General features: G+C 66.0%; 24 protein-coding genes. 12 read left to right on the top strand and 12 right to left on the bottom strand.

The window, feature by feature from the left end:
- Positions 1 to 44 precede the first annotated feature (44 nt).
- Together ACXYMN_RS03695 and ACXYMN_RS03690 are read right to left on the bottom strand one after the other, a co-directional pair.
- Entirely contained in the window at positions 45 to 1,442 is a 1,398-nt protein-coding gene (locus ACXYMN_RS03695) for a helix-turn-helix domain-containing protein (protein ID WP_459012081.1), read from the bottom strand.
- A gap of 46 nt (positions 1,443 to 1,488) precedes the next feature.
- The gene (locus tag ACXYMN_RS03690; RefSeq protein WP_459012080.1) at positions 1,489 to 2,715 is read right to left on the bottom strand and encodes a multidrug effflux MFS transporter; all 1,227 of its coding nucleotides are present in this window, start codon (positions 2,713 to 2,715) and stop codon (positions 1,489 to 1,491) included.
- A 201-nt stretch (positions 2,716 to 2,916) separates the two neighbouring features.
- Between ACXYMN_RS03690 and ACXYMN_RS03685 the strand changes: the two genes are divergently transcribed.
- The 6 genes from ACXYMN_RS03685 to ACXYMN_RS03660 all read left to right on the top strand — a co-directional run bounded on the left by ACXYMN_RS03685 (position 2,917) and on the right by ACXYMN_RS03660 (position 8,671).
- Entirely contained in the window at positions 2,917 to 4,449 is a 1,533-nt protein-coding gene (locus ACXYMN_RS03685) for an acyl-CoA carboxylase subunit beta (protein ID WP_459012079.1), read from the top strand.
- Positions 4,450 to 4,643: 194 nt separating this feature from the next.
- Entirely contained in the window at positions 4,644 to 5,159 is a 516-nt protein-coding gene (locus ACXYMN_RS03680) for a DUF6497 family protein (protein WP_459012078.1), read from the top strand.
- Between the two features lie 214 nt (positions 5,160 to 5,373).
- Positions 5,374 to 5,520, top strand: a complete 147-nt coding sequence (locus ACXYMN_RS03675; RefSeq protein WP_459012077.1) for a hypothetical protein — start codon at positions 5,374 to 5,376, stop codon at positions 5,518 to 5,520.
- Positions 5,521 to 5,598: 78 nt separating this feature from the next.
- Positions 5,599 to 5,958, top strand: a complete 360-nt coding sequence (locus tag ACXYMN_RS03670) for a hypothetical protein (RefSeq protein WP_459012076.1) — start codon at positions 5,599 to 5,601, stop codon at positions 5,956 to 5,958.
- Between the two features lie 370 nt (positions 5,959 to 6,328).
- Positions 6,329 to 6,532 (top strand): hypothetical protein, encoded by a 204-nt coding sequence (locus ACXYMN_RS03665; protein ID WP_459012075.1) that lies wholly within the window; start codon positions 6,329 to 6,331, stop codon positions 6,530 to 6,532.
- 138 nt (positions 6,533 to 6,670) lie between these two features.
- Positions 6,671 to 8,671 (top strand): acetyl-CoA carboxylase biotin carboxylase subunit, encoded by a 2,001-nt coding sequence (locus ACXYMN_RS03660; RefSeq protein WP_459012074.1) that lies wholly within the window; start codon positions 6,671 to 6,673, stop codon positions 8,669 to 8,671.
- Between the two features lie 174 nt (positions 8,672 to 8,845).
- Here ACXYMN_RS03660 and ACXYMN_RS03655 read toward each other — a convergent pair whose 3' ends face one another.
- Positions 8,846 to 9,304, bottom strand: a complete 459-nt coding sequence (locus ACXYMN_RS03655; protein WP_459012073.1) for a DUF4174 domain-containing protein — start codon at positions 9,302 to 9,304, stop codon at positions 8,846 to 8,848.
- Positions 9,305 to 9,444: 140 nt separating this feature from the next.
- Here ACXYMN_RS03655 and ACXYMN_RS03650 point away from each other — a divergent pair, with 140 nt between their 5' ends.
- A complete protein-coding gene (locus tag ACXYMN_RS03650) occupies positions 9,445 to 10,365 on the top strand; it encodes a hypothetical protein (RefSeq protein WP_459012072.1) in 921 nt (306 codons plus the stop codon).
- Positions 10,328 to 12,457 (top strand): methylmalonyl-CoA mutase, encoded by a 2,130-nt coding sequence (gene scpA / locus ACXYMN_RS03645; protein WP_459012071.1) that lies wholly within the window; start codon positions 10,328 to 10,330, stop codon positions 12,455 to 12,457. The genes ACXYMN_RS03650 and scpA overlap by 38 nt, the downstream gene beginning before the upstream one ends.
- Before the next feature lie 462 nt (positions 12,458 to 12,919).
- Here scpA and ACXYMN_RS03640 read toward each other — a convergent pair whose 3' ends face one another.
- Together ACXYMN_RS03640 and hemB are read right to left on the bottom strand one after the other, a co-directional pair.
- Entirely contained in the window at positions 12,920 to 13,477 is a 558-nt protein-coding gene (locus ACXYMN_RS03640) for a lipid-binding SYLF domain-containing protein (RefSeq protein ID WP_459012070.1), read from the bottom strand.
- Between the two features lie 128 nt (positions 13,478 to 13,605).
- A complete protein-coding gene (gene hemB / locus ACXYMN_RS03635) occupies positions 13,606 to 14,604 on the bottom strand; it encodes a porphobilinogen synthase (RefSeq protein ID WP_459012068.1) in 999 nt (332 codons plus the stop codon).
- Between the two features lie 183 nt (positions 14,605 to 14,787).
- Here hemB and ACXYMN_RS03630 point away from each other — a divergent pair, with 183 nt between their 5' ends.
- A complete protein-coding gene (locus tag ACXYMN_RS03630; protein WP_459012067.1) occupies positions 14,788 to 15,315 on the top strand; it encodes a component of SufBCD complex in 528 nt (175 codons plus the stop codon).
- Positions 15,316 to 15,352: 37 nt separating this feature from the next.
- Positions 15,353 to 18,844, top strand: a complete 3,492-nt coding sequence (gene mfd, locus ACXYMN_RS03625; protein ID WP_459012066.1) for a transcription-repair coupling factor — start codon at positions 15,353 to 15,355, stop codon at positions 18,842 to 18,844.
- A 219-nt stretch (positions 18,845 to 19,063) separates the two neighbouring features.
- On the opposite strand, the gene ACXYMN_RS03620 is transcribed toward mfd, so the two are convergent.
- The 5 genes from ACXYMN_RS03620 to ACXYMN_RS03600 form a co-directional block, all read right to left on the bottom strand.
- Positions 19,064 to 20,113 (bottom strand): methyltetrahydrofolate cobalamin methyltransferase, encoded by a 1,050-nt coding sequence (locus tag ACXYMN_RS03620; protein WP_459012065.1) that lies wholly within the window; start codon positions 20,111 to 20,113, stop codon positions 19,064 to 19,066.
- A complete protein-coding gene (locus ACXYMN_RS03615) occupies positions 20,110 to 20,784 on the bottom strand; it encodes an HAD family hydrolase (RefSeq protein WP_459012064.1) in 675 nt (224 codons plus the stop codon). Before ACXYMN_RS03615 ends, ACXYMN_RS03620 begins: the two co-directional genes overlap by 4 nt.
- Positions 20,785 to 20,794: 10 nt before the next feature.
- Positions 20,795 to 21,715 carry a methylenetetrahydrofolate reductase gene (locus ACXYMN_RS03610; protein ID WP_459012063.1) on the bottom strand — a complete coding sequence of 307 codons (921 nt, stop codon included), beginning with the start codon at positions 21,713 to 21,715 and terminating at the stop codon, positions 20,795 to 20,797.
- A gap of 31 nt (positions 21,716 to 21,746) precedes the next feature.
- Entirely contained in the window at positions 21,747 to 22,043 is a 297-nt protein-coding gene (locus tag ACXYMN_RS03605; protein ID WP_459012062.1) for a virulence factor, read from the bottom strand.
- 171 nt (positions 22,044 to 22,214) lie between these two features.
- Positions 22,215 to 23,129 carry a hypothetical protein gene (locus ACXYMN_RS03600; RefSeq protein ID WP_459012061.1) on the bottom strand — a complete coding sequence of 305 codons (915 nt, stop codon included), beginning with the start codon at positions 23,127 to 23,129 and terminating at the stop codon, positions 22,215 to 22,217.
- A gap of 185 nt (positions 23,130 to 23,314) precedes the next feature.
- On the opposite strand from ACXYMN_RS03600, the gene ACXYMN_RS03595 reads away from it, so the two are divergent.
- Together ACXYMN_RS03595 and ACXYMN_RS03590 are read left to right on the top strand one after the other, a co-directional pair.
- Entirely contained in the window at positions 23,315 to 24,427 is a 1,113-nt protein-coding gene (locus ACXYMN_RS03595) for a Ppx/GppA phosphatase family protein (protein WP_459012060.1), read from the top strand.
- Between the two features lie 26 nt (positions 24,428 to 24,453).
- Positions 24,454 to 25,191 (top strand): RlmE family RNA methyltransferase, encoded by a 738-nt coding sequence (locus tag ACXYMN_RS03590; RefSeq protein ID WP_459012059.1) that lies wholly within the window; start codon positions 24,454 to 24,456, stop codon positions 25,189 to 25,191.
- On the opposite strand, the gene ACXYMN_RS03585 is transcribed toward ACXYMN_RS03590, so the two are convergent.
- Both ACXYMN_RS03585 and betI read right to left on the bottom strand, forming a co-directional pair.
- Positions 25,169 to 25,360: a hypothetical protein gene (locus ACXYMN_RS03585; protein ID WP_459012058.1), complete on the bottom strand. Its 192-nt coding sequence runs from the start codon at positions 25,358 to 25,360 to the stop codon at positions 25,169 to 25,171. The two genes, ACXYMN_RS03590 and ACXYMN_RS03585, sit on opposite strands and share 23 nt — an antisense overlap.
- Positions 25,361 to 25,456: 96 nt before the next feature.
- Positions 25,457 to 26,026, bottom strand: coding sequence for a choline-binding transcriptional repressor BetI (betI, locus tag ACXYMN_RS03580; RefSeq protein ID WP_459012057.1), 570 nt, complete (start codon positions 26,024 to 26,026; stop codon positions 25,457 to 25,459).
- Between the last annotated feature and the right edge of the window lie 23 nt (positions 26,027 to 26,049).

Here is a 26,049-nt window from a genome sequence, read left to right as displayed (position 1 = left end):
GTGTCCGGTGCCAAAGGCACAGAACACGATCGCCACCATCCGCCTCACTCCACCTCGTAGGGCAGCACCCCGCGCCGGTGCGGCGAGATCGACAGCGTGCGTTCCAGCGGCGGCACCGAACGCTGGTGGCACATCTTGCGCTCGCAGATGCGGCAGGAAATCCCGATCGGTTCGAACGCATCGGCGCGGTTGACATCCAGACCGTCGGCATAGACCAGCGCGTCCGCGTGCGTCACCTCGCAGCCCAGTGCGATGGCGTAGCGCCGCACCGGCGCGCCGAAATGGCCGCCCGGTTTCGACACGTCCCGCGCAAGGCTGATGTAACGCACCCCGTCCGGCGTCTCGGCCAATTGGCGCAGGAACCGGCCCGGCGTCTCGAAGGCGCGGTGCACGTTCCAGAGCGGGCAGGCCCCGCCGAACCGCGCGAATTGCAGGCGTGTGGCGGAATGGCGCTTGGTGATCGTGCCCGCCTGATCGACGCGCACGAAAAAGAACGGGATGCCCTTGGCCCCGGGGCGCTGCATCGTCGACAGACGGTGCGCGATCTGCTCGACCGAGGCATGGAAGCGCGCCGACAGCAGTTCCAGATCGTGCCGCACCTCCTGCGCCGCCTCGAGGAAGGCGCGGTAGGGCATCAGGGCGGCCCCGGCGAAATAATTCGCCAGCCCGATCTTGGCGATGGCGCGGGCGCTGTCGGACTGGAACCGCGCAAGATCAAGCGTCGCTTCCAGCAGCCGGTCATGCTGGACCAGCGCCACCTGCAAAAACAGCTGGAAGGTCTGGGTTTCGGGCGGCGCCAGCGCCGAGATGGTCAACCTGCCTGCCTCGGGTTCGAAATGCCGCAACGGCGCATCGCGCAGGAAACGTGTCTCGATGCCGATACCGGCCAGATGCCGGACCAGCGCGCGGCGCGGATTTTCCCCCGCCGTCACGACCTTCGAAACCGACTCGGCGGCACGGTCCACCGCGTCGATATAGTTGTCGCAGTAATGGAAGAAGTCGCGCACCTCTTCCCACGGCGACGGGGCCAGTTGCGCGCCTTCCCGCCCCAGCGCCTCATCCAGAGATGCCAGCCTTTCGTGGGTCTGGCGGTAGGCGCGGTGCAATTCCAGAAACGCGCGCGCCAGCGACGGCGCGTTCGACGCGGTCAGCCGCAGGTCGGCCAGGGGGGCGGTGTCCGAAAAGACCGGATCGGCCAGCGCCTCGCGCATGTCGGTGATCAGCCGCTCCGCATCGCCCTGGCCAAGCTCGGTCACGTCAAAGCCGAACTCCTGCGCCAGCGCCAGCATCACCGTGGTCGAGACCGGGCGATTGTTGTTCTCCATCTGGTTCAGATAAGGCAGCGACACGCCCAGCTTGGCGGCAAAGTCCTTTTGCGTCAGGCTGACCCGCTGCCGCAGTTCGCGCAGCTTGGCACCGGCATAGAGTTTTTGTTGGGCCATCCGATTTGCGCCTTTGCAGTTCGTCGGCTGCAAGTTTGCAAAAAGCTCAGGCCGGGTCCAGCCTCTTGAGGTGGCGTTCGCGGCGGATCACCAGCACGATCGACGCCACCCCGAGGCACGCGGTGCCCAGTTGCAGCCACAACAGCGGCCATGGCCCGGTGCCGGGCTGCAACAGCAGGCCCGCCAGCGCCGAGAGTGCCGCCCCGAGCCCGATCATGATGGCACCGGACAGGCCCGAAGCCGTACCGGCCAGGTGCGGACGCACCGACAGCGCGCCCGCGGTGGCATTGGGAATGGTCATGCCGTTGCCCACGCCGACAAAGCACATGAAGCCGAAAAACGACAGCGCCGAGCCTGCGCCCGCGGCGAAGATGGCCATCGAGGCGACGATGCCCGCGCCGTTGATCAGCGCGCCCACCAGCACCATGCGGTTGACGCCGACATCCTGCGAAAACCGTCCCGAGACGTAGTTGCCCATGAAATATCCGACCGCCGGCACGCCGAAATAGATACCCAGGATCGCGGGCGAGAGGCCGAACACCTCGGAGCCGACGAAGGGCGCGCCGCCGAGATAGGCAAAGAACGCCCCCGAGGACATGCCCGCCGCCATCGCGTAGCCCCAGAAACGCGGCGATGTCAGCAGCTCGGGATAGGTGCGGAACTGCTGCGACAATGTCAGGCCGGACGGCGTCGAGGTTTCGCCGAGATCGCGCCAGGTCAGCCAGAGCAGCGCCAGTCCGAGGATCAGAAGCAGCCAGAAATTCGCCTGCCAGCCGAACATCTCGTCCAGCACCCCGCCGATCGCCGGGCCGATCATCGGCACCACGGCCATGCCCATGGTGACGTAGCCGATCATCGAGGCGGCCCGGTCCTGTGGCACCATGTCGCGCACCACGGCCCGGCTCAGCACCATGGCGGTGACGATCACGGCCTGCATCATGCGGAAGGCCAGGAACACCCAGATATTGGTGGACAGCACGCAGCCCAGGGTGGCGAGGCAGAAGATCGAGACACCGCCAAGAATGACCGGTCGCCGCCCGATCTTGTCCGACACCGGCCCGACGATGATCTGCAGCACCGCGTTGACCGCAAGATAGACCGCCACCGACAGCTGGATCAGCCGGTACTCGGTATCGAAAAACTCCGTCATCTTCGGCAGGCTGGGCAGGAAGATGTTCATCACCAGCGCCGAGACGCCCGCCAGCAGGATCAGCGTCGCGATATGCGGCGGCGTGGAGCGGTCGAGAAACCTTATGTGATGCGGCTGGGTCATGGTATCCGGTCTAGGCGCGAGGCCGCGCGAAGTCCATCACACCCGACCGGTCGGTCATGAAAAGCCCGGTCTTGCGGGAAGATTTGCGGTTATTCACTTAGCGTCGCAGGTATTTTCCAAAATTTGCAAATTTGCCGAATTTTTCTTGTCGCCCGCGCGGCGATTTGGCAAAGCCGTAGGGACGAGACAAGGGAGCGGGCGATGAAAGACATTCTTCAGGTACTCGAGACCCGGCGCGCAGAGGCGCGTCAGGGTGGCGGCGAAAAACGCATCGACGCGCAGCACGCCAAGGGCAAGCTGACAGCGCGCGAACGCATCGACCTGCTGCTCGACGATGGCTCTTTCGAAGAGTTCGACATGTTCGTCAGCCATCGCTGCACCGATTTCGGGATGGAGAACCAGCGTCCCTACGGTGATGGCGTGGTGACCGGCTGGGGCACCATCAACGGCCGCATGGTCTATGTGTTCAGCCAGGATTTCACCGTCTTCGGCGGCTCGTTGTCGGAAACCCACGCCCAGAAGATCTGCAAGATCATGGATATGGCGATGCAGAACGGCGCACCGGTAATCGGCCTCAACGATTCCGGCGGCGCGCGCATCCAGGAAGGCGTGGCATCGCTCGCGGGCTATGCCGAGGTGTTCCAGCGCAACATCATGGCCTCGGGCGTGATCCCGCAGATCAGCGTCATCATGGGCCCCTGCGCCGGGGGCGCTGTCTATTCGCCCGCCATGACGGATTTCATCTTCATGGTGAAAGACAGCTCCTACATGTTCGTCACCGGCCCCGACGTGGTCAAGACCGTCACCAACGAGGTCGTCACCGCCGAGGAACTGGGCGGGGCCTCGACCCATACGCGCAAGTCCTCGGTCGCCGATGGCGCCTTCGAGAATGACGTCGAGGCGCTGGCCGAAGTGCGCCGTCTGGTCGATTTCCTGCCGCTCAACAACCGCCAGAAGCCGCCGGTGCGGCCCTTCTTCGATGAGCCGGGCCGCATCGAGATGTCGCTCGACACGCTGGTGCCCGAGAACGCCAACGCGCCCTATGACATGAAGGAACTCATCCTGAAACTGGCGGACGAGGGCGATTTCTACGAGATCCAGGAAGAATTCGCCAAGAACATCATCACCGGCTTCATCCGCCTCGAAGGGCAGACCGTCGGCGTGGTGGCGAACCAGCCGATGGTGCTGGCCGGGTGCCTCGATATCGACAGCTCGCGCAAGGCCGCGCGGTTCGTGCGGTTCTGCGATGCCTTCGAGATCCCGATCCTGACGCTGGTCGACGTGCCGGGCTTTCTGCCGGGGACCAGTCAGGAACTGGGCGGCGTGATCAAGCACGGTGCGAAACTGCTATTCGCCTATGGCGAGGCGACGGTGCCTAAGGTCACGGTGATCACCCGCAAGGCCTACGGCGGCGCCTATGACGTCATGGCCTCCAAGCACCTGCGCGGCGATTTCAACTATGCCTGGCCGACCGCCGAAATCGCGGTGATGGGGGCCAAGGGCGCGACCGAGATCATCCACCGCGCCGACCTTGGCGATGGCGACAAGATCGCCGCCCATACCGCCAGCTACGAGGACCGTTTTGCCAATCCCTTCGTGGCCGCCGAACGCGGCTTCATCGACGAGGTGATCCAGCCGCATTCGACCCGCCGCAGGGTCAGCCGCGCCTTTGCGTCGCTGCGGAACAAGACGCTGCAGAACCCCTGGAAGAAGCACGACAACATCCCGCTCTGAGGTCGTGCGCGCCGGGTTCGCCGATTTGGCGCAGCCGTCGACCGCGTCGGGGGAAAACGAGGGACGATATGCCCAGAATGCATGCCAGATCCGCTCTGTATGGGCTTGCCGAGGCCGCGGGCTTTGGTCAATCTCCGCGCGAATGCCGGGGGCGACCAGGCAGCGACGATTCCCGCCTTGTTCCGGGTGATCCGATGCTTGCCGAGACCATGCGCGGCGCACGAGACGCGGGCACGACCCGCACCAGGACAGCCCCGGCGGGAGGAGCCCGGAAACGGGGCCGGGGCTGTCGTTTCGCTTTCGCCGTCCTGATCTTTGCCGCCGCTGGTCCGGGCGCGCCCCTGACAGCCGGGGCGGGCACCGTCGCGATGCTGGACGCGCCCATCGCGCTGCCGTCGGGGATCGTGGCCGATTTTCAGGAATTCCGGATCGAGGAGCGGGACGGGCAGGGCGCCCTTGTCCGCTTCCGCTTTGTCGCCGACGAGATCGTGGAGGCGACCGCGGCGCTCGAGGTGCTGGCGGCGGACATGGACTATCTGTGCGATCAGGTGGCCCTGCCCGCGATCACGGCAGAGCATGCCGATCCCGCGCGGATTGTCATCTCGATCGCCGCGGCCCCCACCGAGTTCGGTGTCTCGCGTCCGGATATCGTGCAGGTTTTCGAGGCATACCGCGTCGATCAGGGCCGCTGTATCTGGGAGGCTTTTTGATGTCTCTACAATATGTTGTTTCAATTGAGGGCGTTGCCGACCGGTTTGCGGCTTTCGCACCACAAGTGGCGACGGTTGCCAGCGTGGCGTGTATTTGCCAACCCATTTCGTCTATGCTGGCCGTCGGTCACACCCAAGTGATCGATACGTCCTCTAGATGCGGGCCGATGGCTGAGGCAGCGTTTCGCCCGTTACACGTCAACAGGAGACAGGAATGTCCAAGAGCATCAAGCTTCTCGCCCTTTTCGGCTTCGTTACCACTCTGGCCGCATGCGGTCAGCAGTCCACGACGGAAGAGTTCATCATCGTTGAGCCCGAGCCGATCTCGATGGAGCCGGTCTACACCGGCAAGTACAAGTAATCGTACTGCGGGGCGGCCTTCCGGGGCCGTCCCGACCCCCGGCCCCACGCGGCCCTTCGCCTTGGCGGAGGTGGGCCGATGATCAAGCACCGCGGTTTTCCCGGGCGTCTGCCCGGCACCGACTACCAGTTCACCCTGCGACGCGCGAACCCCAAGGGGGCCACGCCGATCACCCGGCGCGACCGCTTTGCCGACCGCCGTGCGCCTGACCGGCGCGCCGATCTGTGGTTCATGGCGGCACTGTGGGATGCCTTTGGCACCGAGCCGTTCGAGCGCGGCAATCTCGATGCCGGGCGGCTGTCCTGGCTTTTTGGGCGGGAAGTGCTGCCCTTCGACGACCCGTTCGACCCCACCGATTACGAAGCGCGCCTGGTCATCGACGAAAACGCCGCCCGCGCGGCCTTTCCCGAGGCCATCGACGGGACACTCTGGGCATGAAGTTGCCGAGAGACATACACTCTTGGCGGGAAAAGGCCGATATGCGCCGCACCGGCGACGCGCGGGTTGCAGATATCGTCGGGAATGGCAGCCTGTGCACGTCCCCAATGGGGTCGCACCCGGTACGGCGGTCTTGCGCGTCGAACCTACACCGTAACCCTTCCCTTACCGGGCGTGCCAGCACATCCCCGAGCTGGCCGCCCGGTCTTTTCCCGCCGGTTGGTTCACCGCATGCGCCCGGTGGGCGTGGCGCATGTCTGCGGAATTCCGCCGAATTCGCGCCGTTCTGCGCCTTTTGCTGGAACCCGGCCAAAACTCTGTGCGTTCTGTACGGAGCCATAAAACAACGACATCAGAGGGAGCATCTCGCATGCGCAATCTTGCAAAGATCACGGCCGTTCTGGCACTTACCGGCCTTGCCGCTTGCGGCGACACACTGGGCGAACAGGCTCTTATCGGCGGTGCCGTCGGTGCGGGCACCGCGGCCGCGGTGGACGGCGATGTCACGACCGGTGCGGTTGTCGGCGCGGCGGGCAACGTCGCCTATTGCCGGACCTATCCGGAACGCTGCTGATCTGACCTTCCGGGCGGCATCGCGCCGTCCGACAGACACCAATTTCAGGACCACTCGGGCAGACCGCCCGGGTGGTCTTTTTCGTGGGACACCTGCCGGCGGGGCTCTGCCTCGCGGGGACAGCTGAAAGGGACAGCCATGTTCAAAAAGATCCTGATCGCCAATCGCGGCGAGATCGCCTGCCGGGTCATCAAGTCCGCCCGGGCCATGGGCATCAAGACGGTCGCGGTCTATTCCGACGCGGACAGGAATGCGCTGCATGTGGAAATGGCCGACGAGGCTGTCCATATCGGCCCCTCCGCCGCGAACCAGTCCTATATCGTGATCGACAAGATCATGGACGCGATCCGCCAGACCGGCGCCGAGGCCGTGCACCCGGGATACGGCTTTCTGTCCGAGAACCCGAAATTCGCCGATGCGCTTGAAAAGGAAGGGGTGGCGTTCATCGGGCCCCCGAAGAAGGCCATCGAGGCGATGGGCGACAAGATCACCTCGAAAAAGCTGGCCAAGCAGGCAAACGTGAACACCGTGCCCGGCTACATGGGGCTGATCGGCGATGCCGATGAGGCGGTGAAGATCTCGAACGACATCGGCTATCCGGTGATGATCAAGGCCAGCGCGGGCGGCGGCGGCAAGGGCATGCGGATTGCCTGGAACGACGCCGAGGCGCGCGAGGGCTTCCAGTCCTCCAAGAACGAGGCCGCGGCCTCGTTTGGCGATGACCGCATCTTCATCGAGAAGTTCGTCACCCAGCCGCGCCACATCGAGATCCAGGTTCTGGCCGACAAGCACGGCAACTGCATCTACCTCAACGAACGCGAATGTTCGATCCAGCGCCGCAACCAGAAGGTCATCGAAGAGGCCCCGTCGCCGTTCCTCGATGCCGAAACCCGCAAGGCCATGGGCGAACAGTCCTGCGCGCTGGCGCAGGCGGTGGGTTACACCTCGGCGGGGACGGTCGAGTTCATCGTGGATGGCGACCGCAACTTCTTTTTCCTCGAGATGAACACCCGCCTGCAGGTGGAACACCCGGTGACGGAACTGATCACCGGCGTCGATCTTGTCGAGCAGATGATCCGCGTGGCTTACGGCGAAAAGCTGGCGATGACCCAGGCCGACGTGCCGATCAACGGCTGGGCGATGGAAAGCCGGCTGTATGCCGAAGACCCGTATCGCGGCTTCCTGCCCTCCATCGGGCGGCTGACCCGTTACCGCCCGCCGGTCGAGGGCGCACTGGGCGACGGCATCGTGCGCAATGACACCGGCGTCTACGAGGGCGGCGAGATCTCGATGTTCTATGACCCGATGATCGCCAAGCTCTGCACCTGGGGCAAGGATCGCGCGACCGCGATCGAGACCATGCGCACCGCGCTCGATACCTTCGAGGTCGAAGGCATCGGTCACAACCTGCCGTTCCTGTCGGCGGTGATGGATCATGACAAGTTCGTCTCGGGCGACATCACCACGGCGTTCATCGAGGAAGAGTATCCCGAAGGGTTCGAGGGCGTGACGCTGGACGATACCGCCCTGCGCCGGATCGCGGCGGCAACGGCGGCGATGAACCGCGTCGTGGAAATCCGCCGCTCGCGGGTGTCAGGTCGACTCGACAATCACGAACGAAAGGTTGGAAACAACTGGAACGTCGCGCTGCAAGGCGTTGATTTCGATGTCGATATTCGGGCGGATCACGAGGGGGCCACGGTCCGGTTCGCCGATGGCGACACGCATCGCGTGAACGGAGACTGGACCCCGGGCGACCACCTTGCGCGGATGAATATCGATGGCGAAAACCTGGTGCTGAAGGTCGGCAAGATCTCGGGCGGGTTCCGCATCCGCAGCCGCGGTGCCGACCTCAAGGTGCATGTCCGTTCGCCCCGACAGGCCGAACTGGCGCGCCTGATGCCGGTGAAAGAGGCCCCGGACACCTCCAAGCTGCTGCTTTGCCCGATGCCGGGCCTCATCGTGTCAGTGGCCGTCGCGGAAGGCGACGAGATACAGGAAGGCCAGGTGCTGTGCACCGTCGAGGCGATGAAGATGGAGAACATCCTGCGCGCCGAGCGCAAGGGCGTCGTCACCAAGATCAATGCCGCGGCGGGCGACAGCCTCGCGGTGGACGACGTGATCATGGAGTTCGAATGAGGTGACAGCCGACCCGGGCCTTACCATGCGCGGCTGTTGCGCGGGCATCGCGGTGCCCGGCGCAGCGGCGACGCTGTCGGTCTGGCCGGTCGCCGGGATCGGAGCGATTGAAATGCAGGAACCCCGCGCCTCGGCCGCGCCTGCCCACGCCCCGCCTGTCCGGTGCCCCGGGGGTCAGTCCCGCAGGGTGCCTTGCCGGTCGCGGATTTCCTGCTGGCGCGAGGGCAGCTTGTCGATCGAGCGCGACAGTTCCCGCACGTCCCAGGGGAACGGCTTGCGCAGCACCCGCGTGCCATCCTTGTCGATGACCACCAGCATGAAACCCCTGGGCCGCAATTCCAGGCGGATATCGGTTTTCAGCGACGGATCGGTGTCCGTCAGCACCACCACGTCGCGATCCTCGAGCGCGTCCATCCGCTCGAGGATGAACTGCATCTGCTGGACGTATCGCGGATCGGCCGGATTGTCGGCAAAAACCACCACGGGGCGCTTCAGCCAGAGGAAGTCCTCGAGGTTTTCGCCCTCCGCGCTCCGGATCAGGCCCGGCGCTTCCTCGGCACCGCCATCGGCGGCGGCAAGGGGCAGGGCAGGCAACAGCGTGGCAAGGCAAAGCGCGGCAAGGATATGTTTCATGTTCTGTGATATATGCGCATTTCTCCGGGTTTCTAAGGGCCACTCTGTCGCGGCAGGGGAAAAAATGGCGGTTAAGCTGCTGACAACCCTTCGTGGCGTATCGTCGCGCGTGACTGACGCGAGAAGGAGCGGCGCGGGCGATGGACATTATTCTGCATCTCGGGGCGCATCGCAGCGCCTCGACAAGCTTCCAGCGCTACATGCGCGCGGTCGCGGACGACCTGCTGGCCGGGGGGACGGGCTTCTGGGGGCCGTGCCGTACGCGCAAGGGGCTGTTTCACCGCATCGATACGCGCGAGGCACAGGATCGCGACCGGGGGCGGGTGCAACTGGCGCTGCGCCGGGCGGCGGATCGCGGGCTGGCGCGGCTGGTGATCTCGGACGAGAACATGATCGGCACGGCGCGCCGCAACATCGCCAAGGGCGAACTCTACCCCGATATCGGCGAACGGCTGGCGCGCTACCGCGCGGCCTTCGGGCCGGTGGCGCGGGCGCATCTGCAGATCCGCTCGCTCGATCTCTACTGGGCGTCGGCGCTGGCCTATTCGCTGCCGCGCGGCATGCCGCTGCCCCGGCCCGACGGGCTGATCCACGTTGCCCAGACCGCGCGCGGCTGGCGCGGCGTGATCGAGGACGTGGCCTCGGCGCTGCCCGACACCCGGATCACCGTCACCCCGTTCGAACGTTTCGCGACCCAGCCCGACCGGTTGCTGGCGGCGATGGCGGACACGCCCAAGGCGCCGCGCGACGCCGACGGGCTGTGGATAAACCGCTCGCCCGACATGGCGACGTTGCGCCAGGTGCTCGAGGCGCGGGGCGAACTGGCGCTGTCGCTGGGCCAGGGCGAGGGGCGCTGGATGCCGTTCCTGCCCGAACACGCCGCGATGCTGCGCGAAACCTATCAGGACGACATTTACTGGCTGCGTGCCGGGGCCATGGGCCTTGCGCGCTACGAGGACGCGCCCGACCGGGCAGGATCGGCACAGAACCGACCGCCGGCGACGCAAACAAGAGGACAAAGCGATGACACCGACGACCAACGATTGGCGGGCACTGGCTGAGAAGGAGCTTAAGGGCAAGAGCGTCGACAGCCTCACCTGGGAGACGCTGGAAGGCATCGACATCAAGCCGCTCTACACCGAAGAGGACGTGCGCGACCTGCCGCATATGGGTTCGGTCCCGGGGTTTGCCCCGTTCACCCGGGGCGTGAAGGCGACGATGTATGCGGGCCGCCCCTGGACGATCCGGCAATATGCGGGCTTTTCCACCGCCGAGGAATCGAACCGATTCTATCGCCGCGCCCTCGATGCCGGGCAGCAGGGCGTGTCGGTGGCTTTCGATCTGGCCACCCATCGCGGCTATGACAGCGATCATGCGCGGGTGACCGGCGATGTCGGCAAGGCCGGTGTCGCCATCGACTCGATCGAGGACATGAAGATCCTGTTCGACGGCATCCCGCTCGACAAGGTGTCGGTCTCGATGACCATGAACGGCGCGGTGATCCCGGTACTGGCCAGCTTCATCGTCACCGGCGAAGAGCAGGGTCACGACAAGGCGCTGCTGTCGGGCACCATCCAGAACGACATCCTGAAAGAGTTCATGGTGCGCAACACCTATATCTACCCGCCGGAACCGTCGATGCGGATCATCGCGGACATCATCGAATACACTTCGGCGGAGATGCCAAAATTCAACTCGATCTCGATCTCGGGCTATCACATGCAGGAGGCGGGGGCGAACCTGGTGCAGGAGCTGGCCTTCACCCTGGCCGACGGCAAGGAGTACGTGAAGACCGCGATGGCGCGCGGCATGGATATCGACAAGTTCGCCGGGCGTCTGTCGTTTTTCTTCGCCATCGGCAAGAACTTCTTCATGGAGGCCGCGAAACTGCGCGCGGCGCGCATGCTCTGGCACCGGATCATGACCGACCTCGGGGCGCAGGATCCGCGCTCCAAGATGCTGCGGACGCATTGCCAGACCAGCGGGGTCAGCCTGGCCGAACAGGACCCCTACAACAACGTCATCCGCACCGCCTACGAGGCGATGTCGGCGGTCTTGGGCGGCACCCAGTCGCTGCACACCAATGCGCTTGACGAGGCGATGGCCCTGCCCACCGATTTCTCGGCCCGGATCGCGCGCAACACGCAGCTGATCCTGCAGGAAGAGACCGGCGTGACCAATGTCGTCGATCCGCTCGCGGGGTCCTATTACGTTGAGAAACTGACCCATGATCTGGCCGAGAAGGCCTGGGCTATGATCGAGGAAGTGGACGAGATGGGCGGCATGACCAAGGCGGTAGAGACCGGCATGCCGAAGCTGCGCATCGAAGAGGCCGCAGCCCAGCGCCAGGCCAAGATCGACCGCGGCGAGGATGTGATCGTGGGGGTCAACAAGTACCGTCTCGCCAAGGAGGACGATCTCGACATCCTCGATATCGACAACGCCAAGGTGCGCGATGGCCAGATCAAGGCCCTCGAACGGATCCGCGCGACACGCGACCAGGCCGCCTGCGACGCGGCCCTCGCGGAACTGAGCCGCCGCGCGTCCGAAGGCGGCAACCTGCTTGAAGCCGCGGTCGAGGCGGCGCGTGCCCGTGCCAGCGTGGGAGAGATTTCGATGGCCATGGAGAAAGTGTTCGGACGTCACCGCGCCGAAGTGAAAACCCTCGCCGGTGTCTATGGCGCTGCCTATGAAGGCGACGAAGGCTTCGCCGCGATCCAGAAATCGGTCGAGCAATTCGCCGAGGACGAAGGCCGCCGTCCGCGCATGCTGGTGGTCAAGATGGGGCAGGACGGGCACGACCGGGGGGCCAAGGTCATCGCCACCGCCTTCGCCGATATCGGCTTCGACGTGGATGTGGGGCCATTGTTCCAGACCCCCGAAGAGGCCGCGCAGGACGCCATCGACAATGACGTCCATGTGATCGGCATCTCCAGCCAGGCGGCGGGCCACAAAACCCTGGCTCCTCAGCTGATCCAGGCCCTGAAAGCGGCGGATGCGGACGATATCCTGGTGATCTGCGGGGGCGTCATCCCGCAGCAGGATTACGCGTTCCTGAAAGACGCCGGGGTGAAGGCAATCTTCGGTCCGGGCACGAACATTCCCGAGGCCGCGCAGGATATCCTTCGATTGATCCGCGAGGCTCGCGCGTGACGCATTGACCTGCCGCCGCTCTGGCGGCGGTCGGTCGCCAGAAGGGCGTTTTTCTGGAAAGATGAAGCGGGACGCCGCGCGCGTTCTTCGGCGATGCCGCGCGCGCGGAGATGTTGAAGCCCCGGCGCGGCCGGACGATCGCGACGTCCACCCCGCGCCGCGGCCCCCGTCGCTTCCGGGCAGTCGGGGCAGGCGGCACGGGGCTTCACCTTTCACATGGCTCGGGTCGCCACTTTGCCATGCACCAAAAATGTCGCGCATCAAGATGAAGGAATGATGAACGCTGGTACTTGTTTCGGCCGATCAGATACAAGGCAGCCGCTTCACTTTTCCCAAAAAAACGCCGGGCGTGAATTGTCCGCCCCCCTGGGCGGACAAGAGAGGGCAGGGCCCTCTTGCACCGCCTGCCGGGGCCTTGCCCCGGAAGGCCAGAGATGCGCGGGCAAGGCCCGCTCCGCCGGATCAGGGGATGATGCGGGAATATTTCGAGCCTTCGAGCGTGGCGCCGACGCGCAGACCGGCCTGGCCGAAGATCACCGCGATCACGGGCGCGGTCGAGGTCAGGGTTTCCGCCCCCAGCGTCTCGCCGCCTTCCGGGATCGCGTATTCCACGTTCGCGCCCGCCGACCATCCCGGCGATCGACGGAAGTTCATCAGCGATTCCTGAGTCATGAAGAACAGCACATGTGCGTATTGCTGCGCGCCGATCTGCAGGCCGCCCGACGCCTTGGTCACCGAATAGTAGTCCACAGTCACGCCACCGACGCGCAATGCGCCGCGCCCGTATGCGCCGCCGAGGCCAAGCCCGGCTTCGGTCACCAGCGGCATCACCAGGATGCCCGACGACTTGTCGCGCAATTGCGTCGTGCCGGGGTAGTTGGCGTACAGCGTCGCCAGGGTCGCATCGACCCGGGCGTCGATCACCGCGGCCCCGTTGGTGCCCACGCCATTGTTGCAGGCGGCTGTCAGCCCCGTGGCGCCAAGCGCCAGGGTAAAGCCGCGTCGGGTAATCTGTGTCATGCGTTCCGCTCTTTGCTCGTGCCTGGGAATGGGCCTGGGCCCGCCCGGTCTGGATGCCGGTTGGCGCGCAAATTACCGCCCCTGCGTCGCAATGTCACCCGATATTGGGTTTTTTCGGCGTGAAACCGCTAGCCATTGAGCAATTTCGCGGCAGCGGGGGCAAAATAGGTCAGGATCCCGTCGCAGCCGGCGCGACGGAACGCCATCAGGCTTTCCAGCATCACCCGGTCGCCATCCAGCCAGCCGCGCTCTGCGGCACCTGCCAGCATCGCGTATTCGCCCGACACCTGGTAGGCGAAGGTCGGTGCACCGAAGGCCTGCTTCACCGCCGCGCAGACATCGAGATAGGGCATGCCGGGTTTGACCATCACCATGTCAGCGCCTTCCGAAAGATCGCGCGCCACCAGTCGCAGCGCCTCGTCGCGATTGGCGGGGTTCATCTGGTAGGTGGTCTTGTCGCCCTTGAGCGCGCCGGACGCGCCGACGGCATCCCGGAACGGCCCGTAGAAAGCCGAGGCATATTTCGCCGCATAGCTCAGGATGCAGACCTTGTCGAAGCCCTCGGCCTCGAGGCCCGAGCGCATCGCACCGATGCGCCCGTCCATCATGTCCGATGGCCCGATGATGTCGGCGCCTGCGCGGGCCTGGCTCAGGGTCTGCTTGACCAGCGCCTCGACGGTGCGGTCGTTGACGATCTCGCCGTCCTCCACGAAGCCGTCATGGCCGTCGATGTTGTAGGGGTCGAGCGCGACGTCGGTCATCACCGCGATGTCGGGCACCGCTGCCTTGATGGCGCGGGTGGCGCGGTTCGACAGGTTCTCGGGGTTCCAGGCTTCGGCGCAATCGGCGGTCTTCAGGGCCGGGTCGGTGTAGGGAAAGAGGCAGATCGCCGGGATGCCCAGGTCCCACGCCTCGCGCGCGGCCGCGACCACCCGGTCCACCGACAGCCGGTTGACCCCGGGCATCGAGGGGACCGGTTCGGACACGTCCTCGCCGTCGCGCACAAAGACCGGCCAGATGAAATCCGCCGGAGCAAGCGTTGTCTCCTGCACCAGCGCGCGCAGGGCGGGCGATTTGCGCGTGCGGCGCAGGCGCGTGGCGGGGAAGGGGGCTTGAACGGGCTGCATGGGGGCCTCCGGTCTTGACGGTCGGGTTCCCCGGAGGCATGCCCGTTGACGCGCGCCAAGTCCAGCCTCGAGGCCGACTTGCGCCGGAACGACACAGGCGGGACGCGCCGGGGTTTTGCCCTCTGGGCAAGCCGCCGGTGCGCCGCTAGACAGAGTCGGAACACCCGAGGCCCGGAGCACGTATTGGACTGGCATCTCAGAGTCTTCGAAGTCATCGACATGCGCTCGTTCTCGAACCTGTGGTTCTGGATTGCGCTTGCGGTGATGTGGTCTTCGGCCAGCCATTGGGTTCTGGGCGTGCCCTTCGACATGGTGGCGCGGGCGGCCAAGCGCGGCGGACAGGCCGAGATCGACCTCGAGGATCTGGTCCGCATCAACGCCAACCGCATCCTCTACATCGCCGCCGAGGCGGGCTTGTGGCTGACCGGGCTGGGGGCCTTCATGCTGTCGATGCTGTGCCTGTCGGGTTTTGTGTTCGGCGTCGAACTGGCGCAGGCGCTGTTCCTGTTGGGATTGCCCATGTCGCTGGTGGGACTTCTGAGCATGCGCACATCCCGGATCATTCGTGAAAACGCGCTTGAAGGGGCTGACCTGCGGCGCAAGCTGACCCGGCACCGGGTGGCGGTGCAGGCCATTGGAATGGTGTCGATCTTCATCACGGCACTTTGGGGCATGTATCGGAACATGTCGGTCGGCCCCTTCGGCGGGTGACTTGACGCCCGCGTCCCGGCGCGCCATGTGCCCGTGCATGGCAGATGACACACAGCTGATGATGGGCGGCGCACCCGAGGGCTTCGATGCCACTCTGGTCTTGCGCGAGGTGGCGCGTGCGGAAGGTCCGGTGATCTTCGTGGCGCGCGACGACAAGCGGCTGGCGCGCATGGCCGAGGCGCTGGCCTTCTTTGCGCCCGACATGCCGGTGCTGTCCTTTCCCGCCTGGGATTGTCTGCCCTATGACCGGGTTTCGCCCAATGCCGACATTTCGGCGGCGCGGATGGCGACGTTGGCCGGGCTGACCCATGCCATGCCGAAGCGGTTCGTGCTGCTGACCACGCTCGGGGCCGCGATGCAGCGCATTCCCGCGCGCGAGGTGCTGCGCGAGGCGTCCTTCACCGCCGAGGTGGGCCGCCGTATCGACGAAGCGGCGCTGCGCGACTTTCTGGTGCGCATGGGCTTTTCACAGGCACCGACGGTGATGGAACCGGGCGACTACGCCATTCGCGGCGGCATCATCGACGTGTATCCGCCGGGCGAAGGCGGGCCGGTGCGGCTTGACCTGTTCGGTGATGTTCTGGACGGCGCGCGGCGCTTCGACCCGGCGACCCAGCGGACCACGGACAAGCTTGCCACGGTCAAGCTCGCGCCGGTGTCCGAGGTCATTCTCGACGAGGCCGCGATCACCCGCTTCCGGCAGAATTACCGTATCGAGTTCGGGGCCGCGGGCACCGACGATCCGCTCTACGAGGCGGTCAGCGCCGGGCGCAAGCACCAGGGGATCGAGCATTGGCTGCCGTTCTTCCACGAAACGCTGGAGACCTTGTTCGATTACCTGCCCGGCGCTCCGCTGATGCTCGACCATCAGACCGGGCCGTCGCGGACCGCGCGCTGGGACCAGATCGCCGATCAGTACGAGACGCGACGGCTGGCGATGACGGCGAAGAAGCACCTCGATTCGGTTTACAAGCCCGCACCGCCGGGGCTGCTCTACCTTGACGATGCCGCCTGGACCGCGGCGGTCGCCCAGCGTCGCCGGGTGCAGATGTCGCCGTTGCCGCAGGCTTCGGGGCCGAACGCGGTGGATGCGGGCGGACGGCTCGGACGCAACTTTTCGCCCGAGCGGCAGCAGGAAAGCGTCAGCCTTTTCGGCAGCCTGGCGGCCCATGTGAAGGCAAAGCTTCAGGACGGGCCGGTGATCATCGCGTCCTATTCGCACGGCGCGCGCGAACGCCTGACGGGCCTGATCGAGGACGAAGGGCTGGGCGAGGTCATCGAGATCGCCAACGGCACGCGGATCGGAAAGCGCGGGCTCTATGTCGCGGTCTGGGCGCTCGAGCATGGTTTCGAGGGGCCGCTCGGCGACGGGCATGCGACCTTCATCTCGGAACAGGATGTGCTTGGCGACCGGCTGATCCGCGCGCCGCGCAAAAGGCGCCGGGCCGAGAACTTCCTGACCGAAGCGCAGTCGCTGGCACCGGGCGATCTGGTCGTGCATGTGGATCACGGCATCGGTCGGTTCCAGGGCATGGAGGTGATCCAGGCCGCCGGGGCGTCGCATGAATGCCTGACGCTGGAATACGCCGAAGGCGCACGGCTCTATCTGCCGGTCGAGAATATCGAGCTTCTGTCGCGCTACGGCCACGAAGAGGGGCTGCTCGACAAGCTGGGCGGCGGTGCGTGGCAGGCCAAGAAGGCGCGCCTCAAGGAACGCATCCGAGAGATGGCCGACCGGCTAATCCGCATCGCCGCCGAACGGGCGTTGCGCAAGGCACCGGTGCTGGAGCCGCCGCAGGGCGCCTGGGAGGCATTTCTCGCGCGGTTCCCCTATCAGGAGACCGACGATCAGATCCGCGCCATCGAGGACGTGATCGCCGACATGACCAGCGGTCAGCCGATGGACCGGCTGATCTGCGGCGATGTGGGCTTCGGCAAGACCGAGGTTGCCCTGCGCGCGGCCTTCATCGCGGCGATGTCGGGCGTGCAGGTCGCGGTGATCGCGCCCACCACGCTGTTGGCCCGCCAGCATTTCAAGAGCTTTGCCGAACGGTTCCGGGGCTTCCCGCTCGAGGTGCGGCCGCTGTCGCGCTTCGTGTCGCAGAAGGACGCAAACGCCACCCGCGAGGGGGTGTCCAAGGGCACCGTCGACATCGTCGTGGGCACACATGCCCTGTTGGCCAAGTCGGTGAAGTTCCAGAACCTCGGGCTGGTCATCGTCGACGAGGAGCAGCATTTCGGGGTCGCCCACAAGGAACGGCTGAAGGCGCTGCGCTCGGACGTGCATGTGTTGACACTGACCGCGACGCCGATCCCGCGCACGCTGCAGCTGTCGCTGTCGGGGGTGCGGGACCTGTCGATCATCGGCACGCCCCCCGTGGACCGCCTGGCCATCCGCACCTATGTCAGCGAGTTCGATCCGGTCACCATCCGCGAGGCGCTGCTGCGCGAATACTATCGCGGCGGGCAAAGCTTCTACGTCTGCCCGCGCATCGCCGATCTGCACGAGATTGAGGAGTTCCTGAAAGAGCAACTGCCCGAGCTGAGCCACGTGGTGGCGCACGGGCAACTGGCCGCGGGGGAACTCGACGACAAGATGAACGCCTTCTACGATGGCAAGTACGACGTGCTGCTGGCCACCACCATCGTCGAGTCCGGTCTCGATATCCCGACCGCCAACACCATGGTCGTGCACCGCGCCGACATGTTCGGGCTGTCGCAGCTTTACCAGATCCGGGGCCGGGTGGGGCGGTCGAAGGCGCGGGCCTATGCCTACCTGACCACCAAACCGCGCGGCAAGCTGACCGCTACGGCCGAAAAACGCCTGCGCGTGCTGTCGTCGCTCGACACGCTGGGGGCGGGCTTCACGCTGGCCAGCCAGGACCTCGACATTCGCGGCGCGGGCAACCTTCTGGGCGAAGAGCAGTCGGGCCAGATGCGCGATGTGGGCTATGAGTTGTACCAGTCGATGCTGGAAGAGGCGATTGCCAAGATCCGCTCGGGCGAGATCGAGGGGCTGCAGGATTTCGATGCGCAATGGTCGCCGCAGATCAACCTGGGCGTGACGGTGATGATCCCCGAGCAATACGTGCCCGACCTCGACGTGCGGCTGGGCCTTTATCGCCGCCTGTCGTCCCTGACCACCAAGGTCGAGCTCGAGGGCTTTGCCGCCGAACTGATCGACCGGTTCGGCAAGCTGCCGAAAGAGGTCAACACGCTGCTTTTGATCGTGCGCATCAAGGCGATGTGCAAGCGCGCGGGCATTGCCAAGCTGGATGGCGGGCCGAAAGGCGCCGTGGTCCAGTTTCACAACGACCGGTTTTCGGCCCCCGAGGGGCTGATGGATTTCCTCAACGCGCAGAACGGTCTGGCCAAGATCAAGGACAACAAGATCATCATCCGCCGGGATTGGGCGCAGGACAAGGACAAGATCCAGGGGGCGTTCGCGATCGCCCGCGACCTGGCCGAAAAGGTCCGTGACGCGAAAAAGGCGCGCAAGGCCCGGGACGAGGCGAAAGCCGCCGAGTGAGGCGGGGCCGGGGGCGCGGACCGGGTGACGGCCGGCATGCGGACCTTGGGCGACGGGACCCGTGGGACGGTTCGGCAGGCGAATTTCGAAAATGGAAAGAGCCAGGGGCGGTGCGTCGTGCCGCGCGTCGCACCCGGGCGGCGCGGGGTGTGACACGAGTTGTGGACGCCGCGCGGAGGTCAGGGTGGCGCTGGCGCGGCGTCGGAGATCGCGGCGCGCTCAGGCCCGGCGGCGGCGGCGTCCCCCGCCGCGTCCGCCTTCGAGGGCGGCACCGGCGGGGCGGTTGAACTGGATCCAGGCGGCGCCCGAGGGGTCGTTGTCGGTGAGGTAGTTGGCGGCGCGGATCGCCTCCATTTCGCGGCCCGTGCGATACTGCGTCGAGCCGAGGCCGAACATCTGGCAGAAGGCTTCGTCATCCATGTCGTCGGGCAGCACGATCCCGGCGGCGGCGACCTGGCCGCGTTTTTCGGCGATCTTGGCGGCGGGCACCGGCAGCGCGATGGGGTTCATGATGGCGCTGGTCATGCCGCTGGCCATTGCCATGGGCAGGAAGGCGTTGTTGATGCCGTGGCGGTTGGGCAACCCGAAGGAGATGTTGGAGGCGCCGCAGGTGGTGTTGACGCCCAGCTCGTCGCGCAGGCGCCGCACCAGGGTGAAGACCTGCAGGCCCGCGGTGGCCATCGCGCCCACCGGCATGACCAGCGGGTCGACCACGATGTCATGCGCGGGGATGCCGTAGTCCGCCGCCCGCTGGACGATTTTCCGGGCGACGTTGAAGCGCACTTCGGGGTCTTCCGAAATGCCGGTGTCGTCGTTCGAGATCGCCACCACCGGCACGTTGTACTTCTTGATCAGCGGCAGGATCTGTTCCAGCCGCTCTTCCTCGCCGGTCACGGAATTGACGAGCGGGCGGCCATGGGCCACTTCCAGCCCTGCCTCGAGCGCGCCGGGAACCGAGCTGTCGATGCAGAGCGGCACGTCGACAAGCCCCTGCACCAGTTCCAGAACCTTGCGCATCAGCGGCGGTTCGGTCTCGTTCGGGTTGGGGTTCGAATTGTAGACCACGCCCGCGTTCACATCGAGCACCGTGGCCCCCGCCGCCACCTGTGCCAGCGCGTCCCTCTCGACGGTCGAGAAGTCGCCCGCCTCAAGCTCGGCGGCGAGTTTCTTGCGACCGGTCGGATTGATCCGCTCGCCGATCACGCAGAAGGGCTGGTCGAACCCGATGATCGCGGTCTTGGTTTTCGACTCGAGAATGGTACGGGTCATGAAAGGGTGGCTCCTGTGTCGTCTGTGAGGCGTGCGAGAGCGGTCTCGAGCGCGGGATCGGTGAAGTCTGCAAGCGTCAGATTCGCGCCGGCCTGACGCAGGGCGTGATCGTCGAGGCTGGAGCGGATGCCGACGGCAAAGGCCCCCGAACGGCGCGCGGCGCGCATCCCTGAAGGGCTGTCCTCGAAGGCGATGGCGCGGTCGGGGGAAACTCCGAGGCGGCGCATGGCCTCCTGGTAGGGCAGCGGGTCGGGCTTGGCGCGGGCGCATTCGCCGCCGATGATCAATTCCTGCGCCACGTCCGTCAGGCCCAGCGCCGCAAGCATCGCCTCGCCGTTGTCGCGCGGCGCGTTGGTCACGATGGCGATGCCCCAGCCCGCGTCCTGCGCGCGCGCCATCAGGGCGTGGACGCCGGGCATGGCCGGGGCCGCGATGCGCGACAGCCGGTCGCGGAACCGGGCTTCCTTTTCGTCGCCGAGCGCATGGGGGTCCTCATCGGGGAAGGCCTCGGAGAAGATGGCGACGTTCTCGCGTCCATGGATGCTGTCGAAATAGTCCTGTCGGGTAAAGGGCCTGCCGCGTTCGCGGTAGAGATCGCCGAAGACCTCGACATGGATCGGATCGGAGTGGATCAACGTCCCGTCGAGGTCGAAAAGCAGCGCGGCGTGCATGGGCTCTCCGTTACAGGCTGGCGCGCGCGGGCGCGTGGGAGGCGTGTGCCTGGACCCAGTCGGCGCTGGCGCCGATGCCGCCCAGCGGAAACACATGCGCCGCCTCGATCAGGCTGTCCGGATTCGTGGCCACGTGCCGCGCAAGGTCGGCGGCGACATCGTCAGGGGTGTAGGGTGTGACGAGCTTGGTCACGTCGCGCGCCCGTTTCTGCAGCACGCGCAGCGACGGGCCGACGCCGCAGGTGATGGCGAACCGGATCAGCGTCTGCAGCTTGGCGGGACCGGCAAGGCCCACATGCACCGGCAGGTGCACGCCGTTTTCCTGCAGCCGTTGCGTCCAGTCGATGATCGGCTGTGCCTCGAAGGCAAACTGCGTGACCATGGCCATGCGGGCATCGGTGCGTTGCGAGAAATCCTGTTTCCAGCGCGCGGCCTGCATCACCGATGCCTCGCCGCCCGAGGTATCGATGTCGCGGTTGCCCTCGGGGTGGCCCGCCACGTGCAGGCGCGTGAATCCCGCCTTGTCGAACAGGCCGGTCTCGAGCAGCTGCATCGAGCTGTCGAAGTCCCCGCGGGGATCGGACAGGCCCCCGGCGAGGATCAGGCCCTGGGTGACACCGGCCTCGCCCTGATAGCGCGCGATCCAGTCGGCCAGCGTCGGCTGATCGGCGATGATGCGTGCCGGAAAATGCGGCATCACGGCAAAGCCTTCCGCCGCCAGACGCCTGGCGGTGGCGACCATGTCGTCGATGGGGGTGCCGTCGATATGGGCGATGTAGACGCGGGTGCCGGGCGCGAAGAGGGTGCGGAAATCCGCGACCTTCTCGGCGGTGCGGGGCATCACCTCGACCGAATGGCCCTGAAGGAAGCCACCGATCGCGTCGGTGCCCGGGTGGCCGGTGGTTTTCTTGCGGAAGGGAAGCAGCGCCATGAGGATCTCCGTCGCGCGCCCGAGCGAAAAACTACGCCCGGCCATGATTGTCGATCAAGACCTTGAGCCGGGCCTGATCAAATTCCGCATCGATGCGACGGGCCTCGGCCTGTGCCACCTCTGCGGGGTTGCCATCGACGGAATAGGGGTCGGCCTTGCGCCACTCGGCCAGGTAGGCATCGGTCCCGGCCGCGCCGGACGCCATCGCCGCGCGGTCAATGGCCTGTTCGAAGCGTTCGGCAAGCTGGACCTTGTCGGCCCGGCGGCCTTTGCCCACGATCACCTGAGCGGGGATATCGCGCCAATAGACGATGGTGACGTCGGGCATCTTTTCGCATTCCTCTTCCGTGTCGGCATATCTAGCGCGGCGCTGGCGCGCGGCGGGGTCGATTATCGACCCTCGATGATCTGCGGGCGACGCTGGCGACATTAGAGGACCGGGGGGCGAAGGGCCACCGGGGCGCAGTGGAAAACCCCTCAGCTAGATGCTGAGCCGCGCTCATGTCGCGGGCTGAAACCCCGGCATCTCGACCCCGTCCAGGTTGGAGATGCGTTTGAGGTCGCGCGCATAGCGCGCCTTCAGGGCCTGCGCCTCTTCGCGGGGGAATTCGGCGATGGACGGCCCGCTCTTGTCGTCGGCATAATCCGCGATCAGCCGCCGCGTGGCGCCGATGCCCAGCTTGCCGCCGTCGGCAAAGATCGCCTGCATCGCACGGCAGGCGGCATCGGTGGGGCTGACATTGACCTGTTTCGCGATATTGGCCAGCGGCAGGTCGCGGGTGTCGGGCACGAGGTGATGCATCATCTCGAAATGGCTGGGGCGGTCTTCCTGGCGCAGCACGATCAGGCGTTCGGGGGCCAGCGCGCGCAGGATATCCCCCGCAAGGTCGAACCAGCCGCGCCGGGCCTTCATCGCGTGCGGGATATAGTCCGCGAAGGGGTCGATCGCGCGGAACTCGCAGCGCTTGCGGTAGGCCGATGTCAGAAAGCTGTCATAGGACCGCACCACCAGCAGCACGCAGCGCACCGGGCGGGTCAGTTCGCTTTTCATGAAGACGAGGCGGTCGTATGCCGCGCCATAGGGCCGGTCGGTGAACAGGCCCTGAAAGCCCGACGGGATGTTCTCTTCCGACAGGATGGTGCGGGGGGCCGCGTTGATATGGTGTTTCTCGATCTCCTCCAGCAGCCATTCGCGGCGCTCGTCCAGATCGCCCCGGCGGAAGTGCCGCGGGTCGGGCAGGCGCAGCTTCAGGCTCGACAGCGTGGCGGAGTCGCGGTTGGCCACGGCCAGGTTGAACCCGGCGGACTCCAGCGTCGGCTGGTTCAGCGCAAGAAATTCCTGGAACGACGATGTGCCGGTGCGATGCACGCCGAGATGGAAATAGAGACCGGTTAGAACTGCGTCGTCGGGCATGGGAACAAGGGCTTTCGCTGGCTTTGACGCATGATCGCGACCCGCCGGACGGGCAGCAAGGGGCAAGCGCCGGATGCACCGGATTTTCATCAAGGATGCGACTGCAGCGTGACATGCGTATTGCCCGCGGGCGCAGGAATGCATATCCTCTGTTTCAAGTAGAAATCAAAAAAAGGCGCAAGATCATGGCGCCTGAGCGTCCCGGTGGTGCGGGCGCTTTCCCGAAACCGGTTGAGAGCCTCGCGCCCGCAACCCCGGATCCCGCAGAGCTGTATGCCGCGTTGGATCTGGGTACGAACAGTTGTCGCATGTTGATTGCCCAGCCGAAGGGCAGTCAGTTCCATGTGGTCGACAGCTTCTCGAAGTCCGTACAGCTTGGCCACGGGCTCGAGCGGACGGGTCGGCTGTCGCGTGGGTCCATGGGGCGCACGATCGCGGCGCTGCGCGTCTGCGAGCAGAAGATCAAGCGCCACAAGGTCAAGAACATGCGGCTGGTGGCCACCGAAGCCTGCCGCCGGGCCGCCAATTCGCGCGAATTCATGCGCCGCGTCAAGCGCGAGACCGGGCTCACCCTCGAGATCATCCAGACCGAGGAAGAGGCGCGGCTGGCGGTCATTTCCTGCGCGCCGCTGGTGTCGACACGGACAGAGCAGCTTCTGGTGGTCGATATCGGCGGCGGCTCGACCGAGCTCGTTTGGATCGACCTGTCCTCGGTGCCGCACCGCGACCGGCCGCGCGCGATCATGCGGCTGCACGCGGGTTTTCACACCCCCGAAAGCCCGTTTCCCGCGGCCAAGGTGGTCGACTGGATCTCGGTGCCGCTGGGGGTCGCGACGCTGCGCGATCAGTTCTCGGACGTGCAGGACGACGCCGCGCGCTACGCGCTGATGTCCTGGTATTTTGAGGAAAACCTCGCCGAGTTCGCGCCCTACAAGGACGAACAGGCGCGCGAGGGGTTCCAGATCGTCGGCACCTCGGGCACGGTCACCACGGTGGCCGCATCGCATCTGGGGCTGCGCCGCTATGACCGCACCAAGGTCGACGGGCTGCGCATGACCTCGGACCAGATCGAGACGGTGATCCAGAATTATCTGGCCATGGGTCCCGACGGGCGCCGCCGCGATCCGCGCATCGGGCAGGACCGCCAGGCGTTGATCATGTCGGGGGCCGCGATCCTGCAGGCCCTGCTGCGCTGCTGGCCCACGGACCGGCTGTCGGTCGCCGATCGCGGCCTGCGCGAGGGGTTGCTTTATGCGCAGATGTCGGCGCATGGGGTGCTGGAAGACGCGCCTTACTAGGGCTGTGGACAAAAGGCAGACGCGCCATGACCAAGAAGATCGGTGAACGGAAAAGCTCGGGGCGCGGCCAGCGCGACCTGAAGGTCAAGGTGAAGTCCGCCCGGGGCCGCAAGATGTCGTCGACCCTGTGGTTGCAGCGCCAACTCAATGACCCCTACGTCAAACGCGCCAACGCCGAGGGCTATCGCGGGCGCGCGGCCTACAAGATCCTCGAACTGGACGACAAGTATCGCTTTCTGGTGCCCGGCGCCCGGGTGGTCGATCTGGGTTGTGCGCCCGGCGGCTGGTGCCAGGTCGCGGTCAAGCGCGTCAACGCGCTGGGCGAACGCACGGGCAAGGCCCAGGGGCGCGTGCTGGGCATCGACCTGCAGGCGGTCGACCCGGTGCCGGGCGCCGAGATCCATCTGCTCGATTTCCTTGACGAAGGGGCCGACGACAAGGTCAAGGAATGGCTTGACGGCAAGGCCGATGTGGTGATGTCGGACATGGCGGCGTCGTCGTCCGGGCACAAGCAGACCGATCACCTGCGCATCATCACCCTGTGCGAGGCGGCCGCCGACTTTGCCTTCGACGTGTTGGAAGAGGGCGGCACATTCGTCGCCAAGGTGCTTGCGGGCGGGGCCGAGGGCACGCTTCAGGCGCTTCTGAAAAAGCGGTTCACCAAGGTCGCCAACGTCAAGCCGCCGGCGTCGCGCAGCGATTCGTCGGAAAAGTTCGTGGTCGCCACGGGATTTCGCGGCGCTATCCGGTCCGCGGACGATTGAGGCTGTCGCGCGCGCCCTCGCGCAGCCGGTAGAGCCCTTCGGGTGTCAGCGGATGGTCGCGGTCGCAATCGGCCATGCCGGTCTGGCGCCAGACCTGTCGCTGGATCGCGAAGAGACGCTGCAGCCGGTCGCTGCGCGGGCTTGTCGGGGTCGTGGGATGATGGCGCATGACGGGCTCCGCTCTGACAGACGCCAGCATGGCGGATCAATGCGGCCAAATCGGGCCGGTCCCGGGGAAAGCTCCGGTCTTTGCGCGCCGGGGTTTTCAGCCCCGCAGCTCCGCCTCCAGCGCTGCCAGCACCTGCGCCACCGCGGGCCCCGGGTCGACCGTCGTGCGGTCGAGCGCGAAGCGCAGGTAAAGCCCGTCGACCAGTCCCGCGATCCGTTCCGCCGCCGCATCCGCCCTCGCGCCGATCTCGGGGCGCAGGGCATGCACCAGGTTCGAATGGAACCGGCGATGATACAGTCGCAACAGCCGCTGCGCCTCGTCCGAGGTCTGCGCCAGCACATAGAAATTGAGCCAGGCGGCAACCGCACCATCTTCGAAATGCATCGCGTCGAAGCATTGCCGCAGGATTGCCTCGAGCCGTTCTCGGGGCGTTTCGCACTCTTTCAGGGCCGCGCAGATCGCAACCCGGAATTCGCGCAGAATGGTGCGCATCGCGGCCAGAAACAGCCGCTCCTTGTCGCCGAAATAGTGAAACGCCAGCCCTGAGGAGACGCCCGCACGCTTGGCGATCTGGCTGACCGTGACATTCAGCGTGCCCTTGGCGCCGATTTCCCGCAAGGTGGCGTCAATCAGTTCGTGACGTCGCTGGGTTTCCTTGGTCATCATGGGCCGATACCGGTTCTGGTCTG

Source organism: Roseivivax sp. CAU 1753 (assembly GCF_054482575.1).
This window is presented reverse-complemented; position numbering and strand designations above follow the sequence as displayed.

What these genes read in the sequence shown, in the direction of transcription:
- ACXYMN_RS03695 (WP_459012081.1), bottom strand. Translation starts at nt 1,442, where the DNA reads ATGGCCCAACAAAAACTCTATGCCGGTGCCAAGCTGCGCGAACTGCGG.
- ACXYMN_RS03690 (WP_459012080.1), bottom strand. Translation starts at nt 2,715, where the DNA reads ATGACCCAGCCGCATCACATAAGGTTTCTCGACCGCTCCACGCCGCCG.
- ACXYMN_RS03685 (WP_459012079.1), top strand. Translation starts at nt 2,917, where the DNA reads ATGAAAGACATTCTTCAGGTACTCGAGACCCGGCGCGCAGAGGCGCGT.
- ACXYMN_RS03680 (WP_459012078.1), top strand. Translation starts at nt 4,644, where the DNA reads ATGCTTGCCGAGACCATGCGCGGCGCACGAGACGCGGGCACGACCCGC.
- ACXYMN_RS03675 (WP_459012077.1), top strand. Translation starts at nt 5,374, where the DNA reads ATGTCCAAGAGCATCAAGCTTCTCGCCCTTTTCGGCTTCGTTACCACT.
- ACXYMN_RS03670 (WP_459012076.1), top strand. Translation starts at nt 5,599, where the DNA reads ATGATCAAGCACCGCGGTTTTCCCGGGCGTCTGCCCGGCACCGACTAC.
- ACXYMN_RS03665 (WP_459012075.1), top strand. Translation starts at nt 6,329, where the DNA reads ATGCGCAATCTTGCAAAGATCACGGCCGTTCTGGCACTTACCGGCCTT.
- ACXYMN_RS03660 (WP_459012074.1), top strand. Translation starts at nt 6,671, where the DNA reads ATGTTCAAAAAGATCCTGATCGCCAATCGCGGCGAGATCGCCTGCCGG.
- ACXYMN_RS03655 (WP_459012073.1), bottom strand. Translation starts at nt 9,304, where the DNA reads ATGAAACATATCCTTGCCGCGCTTTGCCTTGCCACGCTGTTGCCTGCC.
- ACXYMN_RS03650 (WP_459012072.1), top strand. Translation starts at nt 9,445, where the DNA reads ATGGACATTATTCTGCATCTCGGGGCGCATCGCAGCGCCTCGACAAGC.
- scpA (WP_459012071.1), top strand. Translation starts at nt 10,328, where the DNA reads ATGACACCGACGACCAACGATTGGCGGGCACTGGCTGAGAAGGAGCTT.
- ACXYMN_RS03640 (WP_459012070.1), bottom strand. Translation starts at nt 13,477, where the DNA reads ATGACACAGATTACCCGACGCGGCTTTACCCTGGCGCTTGGCGCCACG.
- hemB (WP_459012068.1), bottom strand. Translation starts at nt 14,604, where the DNA reads ATGCAGCCCGTTCAAGCCCCCTTCCCCGCCACGCGCCTGCGCCGCACG.
- mfd (WP_459012066.1), top strand. Translation starts at nt 15,353, where the DNA reads ATGGCAGATGACACACAGCTGATGATGGGCGGCGCACCCGAGGGCTTC.
- ACXYMN_RS03620 (WP_459012065.1), bottom strand. Translation starts at nt 20,113, where the DNA reads ATGACCCGTACCATTCTCGAGTCGAAAACCAAGACCGCGATCATCGGG.
- ACXYMN_RS03615 (WP_459012064.1), bottom strand. Translation starts at nt 20,784, where the DNA reads ATGCACGCCGCGCTGCTTTTCGACCTCGACGGGACGTTGATCCACTCC.
- ACXYMN_RS03610 (WP_459012063.1), bottom strand. Translation starts at nt 21,715, where the DNA reads ATGGCGCTGCTTCCCTTCCGCAAGAAAACCACCGGCCACCCGGGCACC.
- ACXYMN_RS03605 (WP_459012062.1), bottom strand. Translation starts at nt 22,043, where the DNA reads ATGCCCGACGTCACCATCGTCTATTGGCGCGATATCCCCGCTCAGGTG.
- ACXYMN_RS03600 (WP_459012061.1), bottom strand. Translation starts at nt 23,129, where the DNA reads ATGCCCGACGACGCAGTTCTAACCGGTCTCTATTTCCATCTCGGCGTG.
- ACXYMN_RS03595 (WP_459012060.1), top strand. Translation starts at nt 23,315, where the DNA reads ATGGCGCCTGAGCGTCCCGGTGGTGCGGGCGCTTTCCCGAAACCGGTT.
- ACXYMN_RS03590 (WP_459012059.1), top strand. Translation starts at nt 24,454, where the DNA reads ATGACCAAGAAGATCGGTGAACGGAAAAGCTCGGGGCGCGGCCAGCGC.
- ACXYMN_RS03585 (WP_459012058.1), bottom strand. Translation starts at nt 25,360, where the DNA reads ATGCGCCATCATCCCACGACCCCGACAAGCCCGCGCAGCGACCGGCTG.
- betI (WP_459012057.1), bottom strand. Translation starts at nt 26,026, where the DNA reads ATGATGACCAAGGAAACCCAGCGACGTCACGAACTGATTGACGCCACC.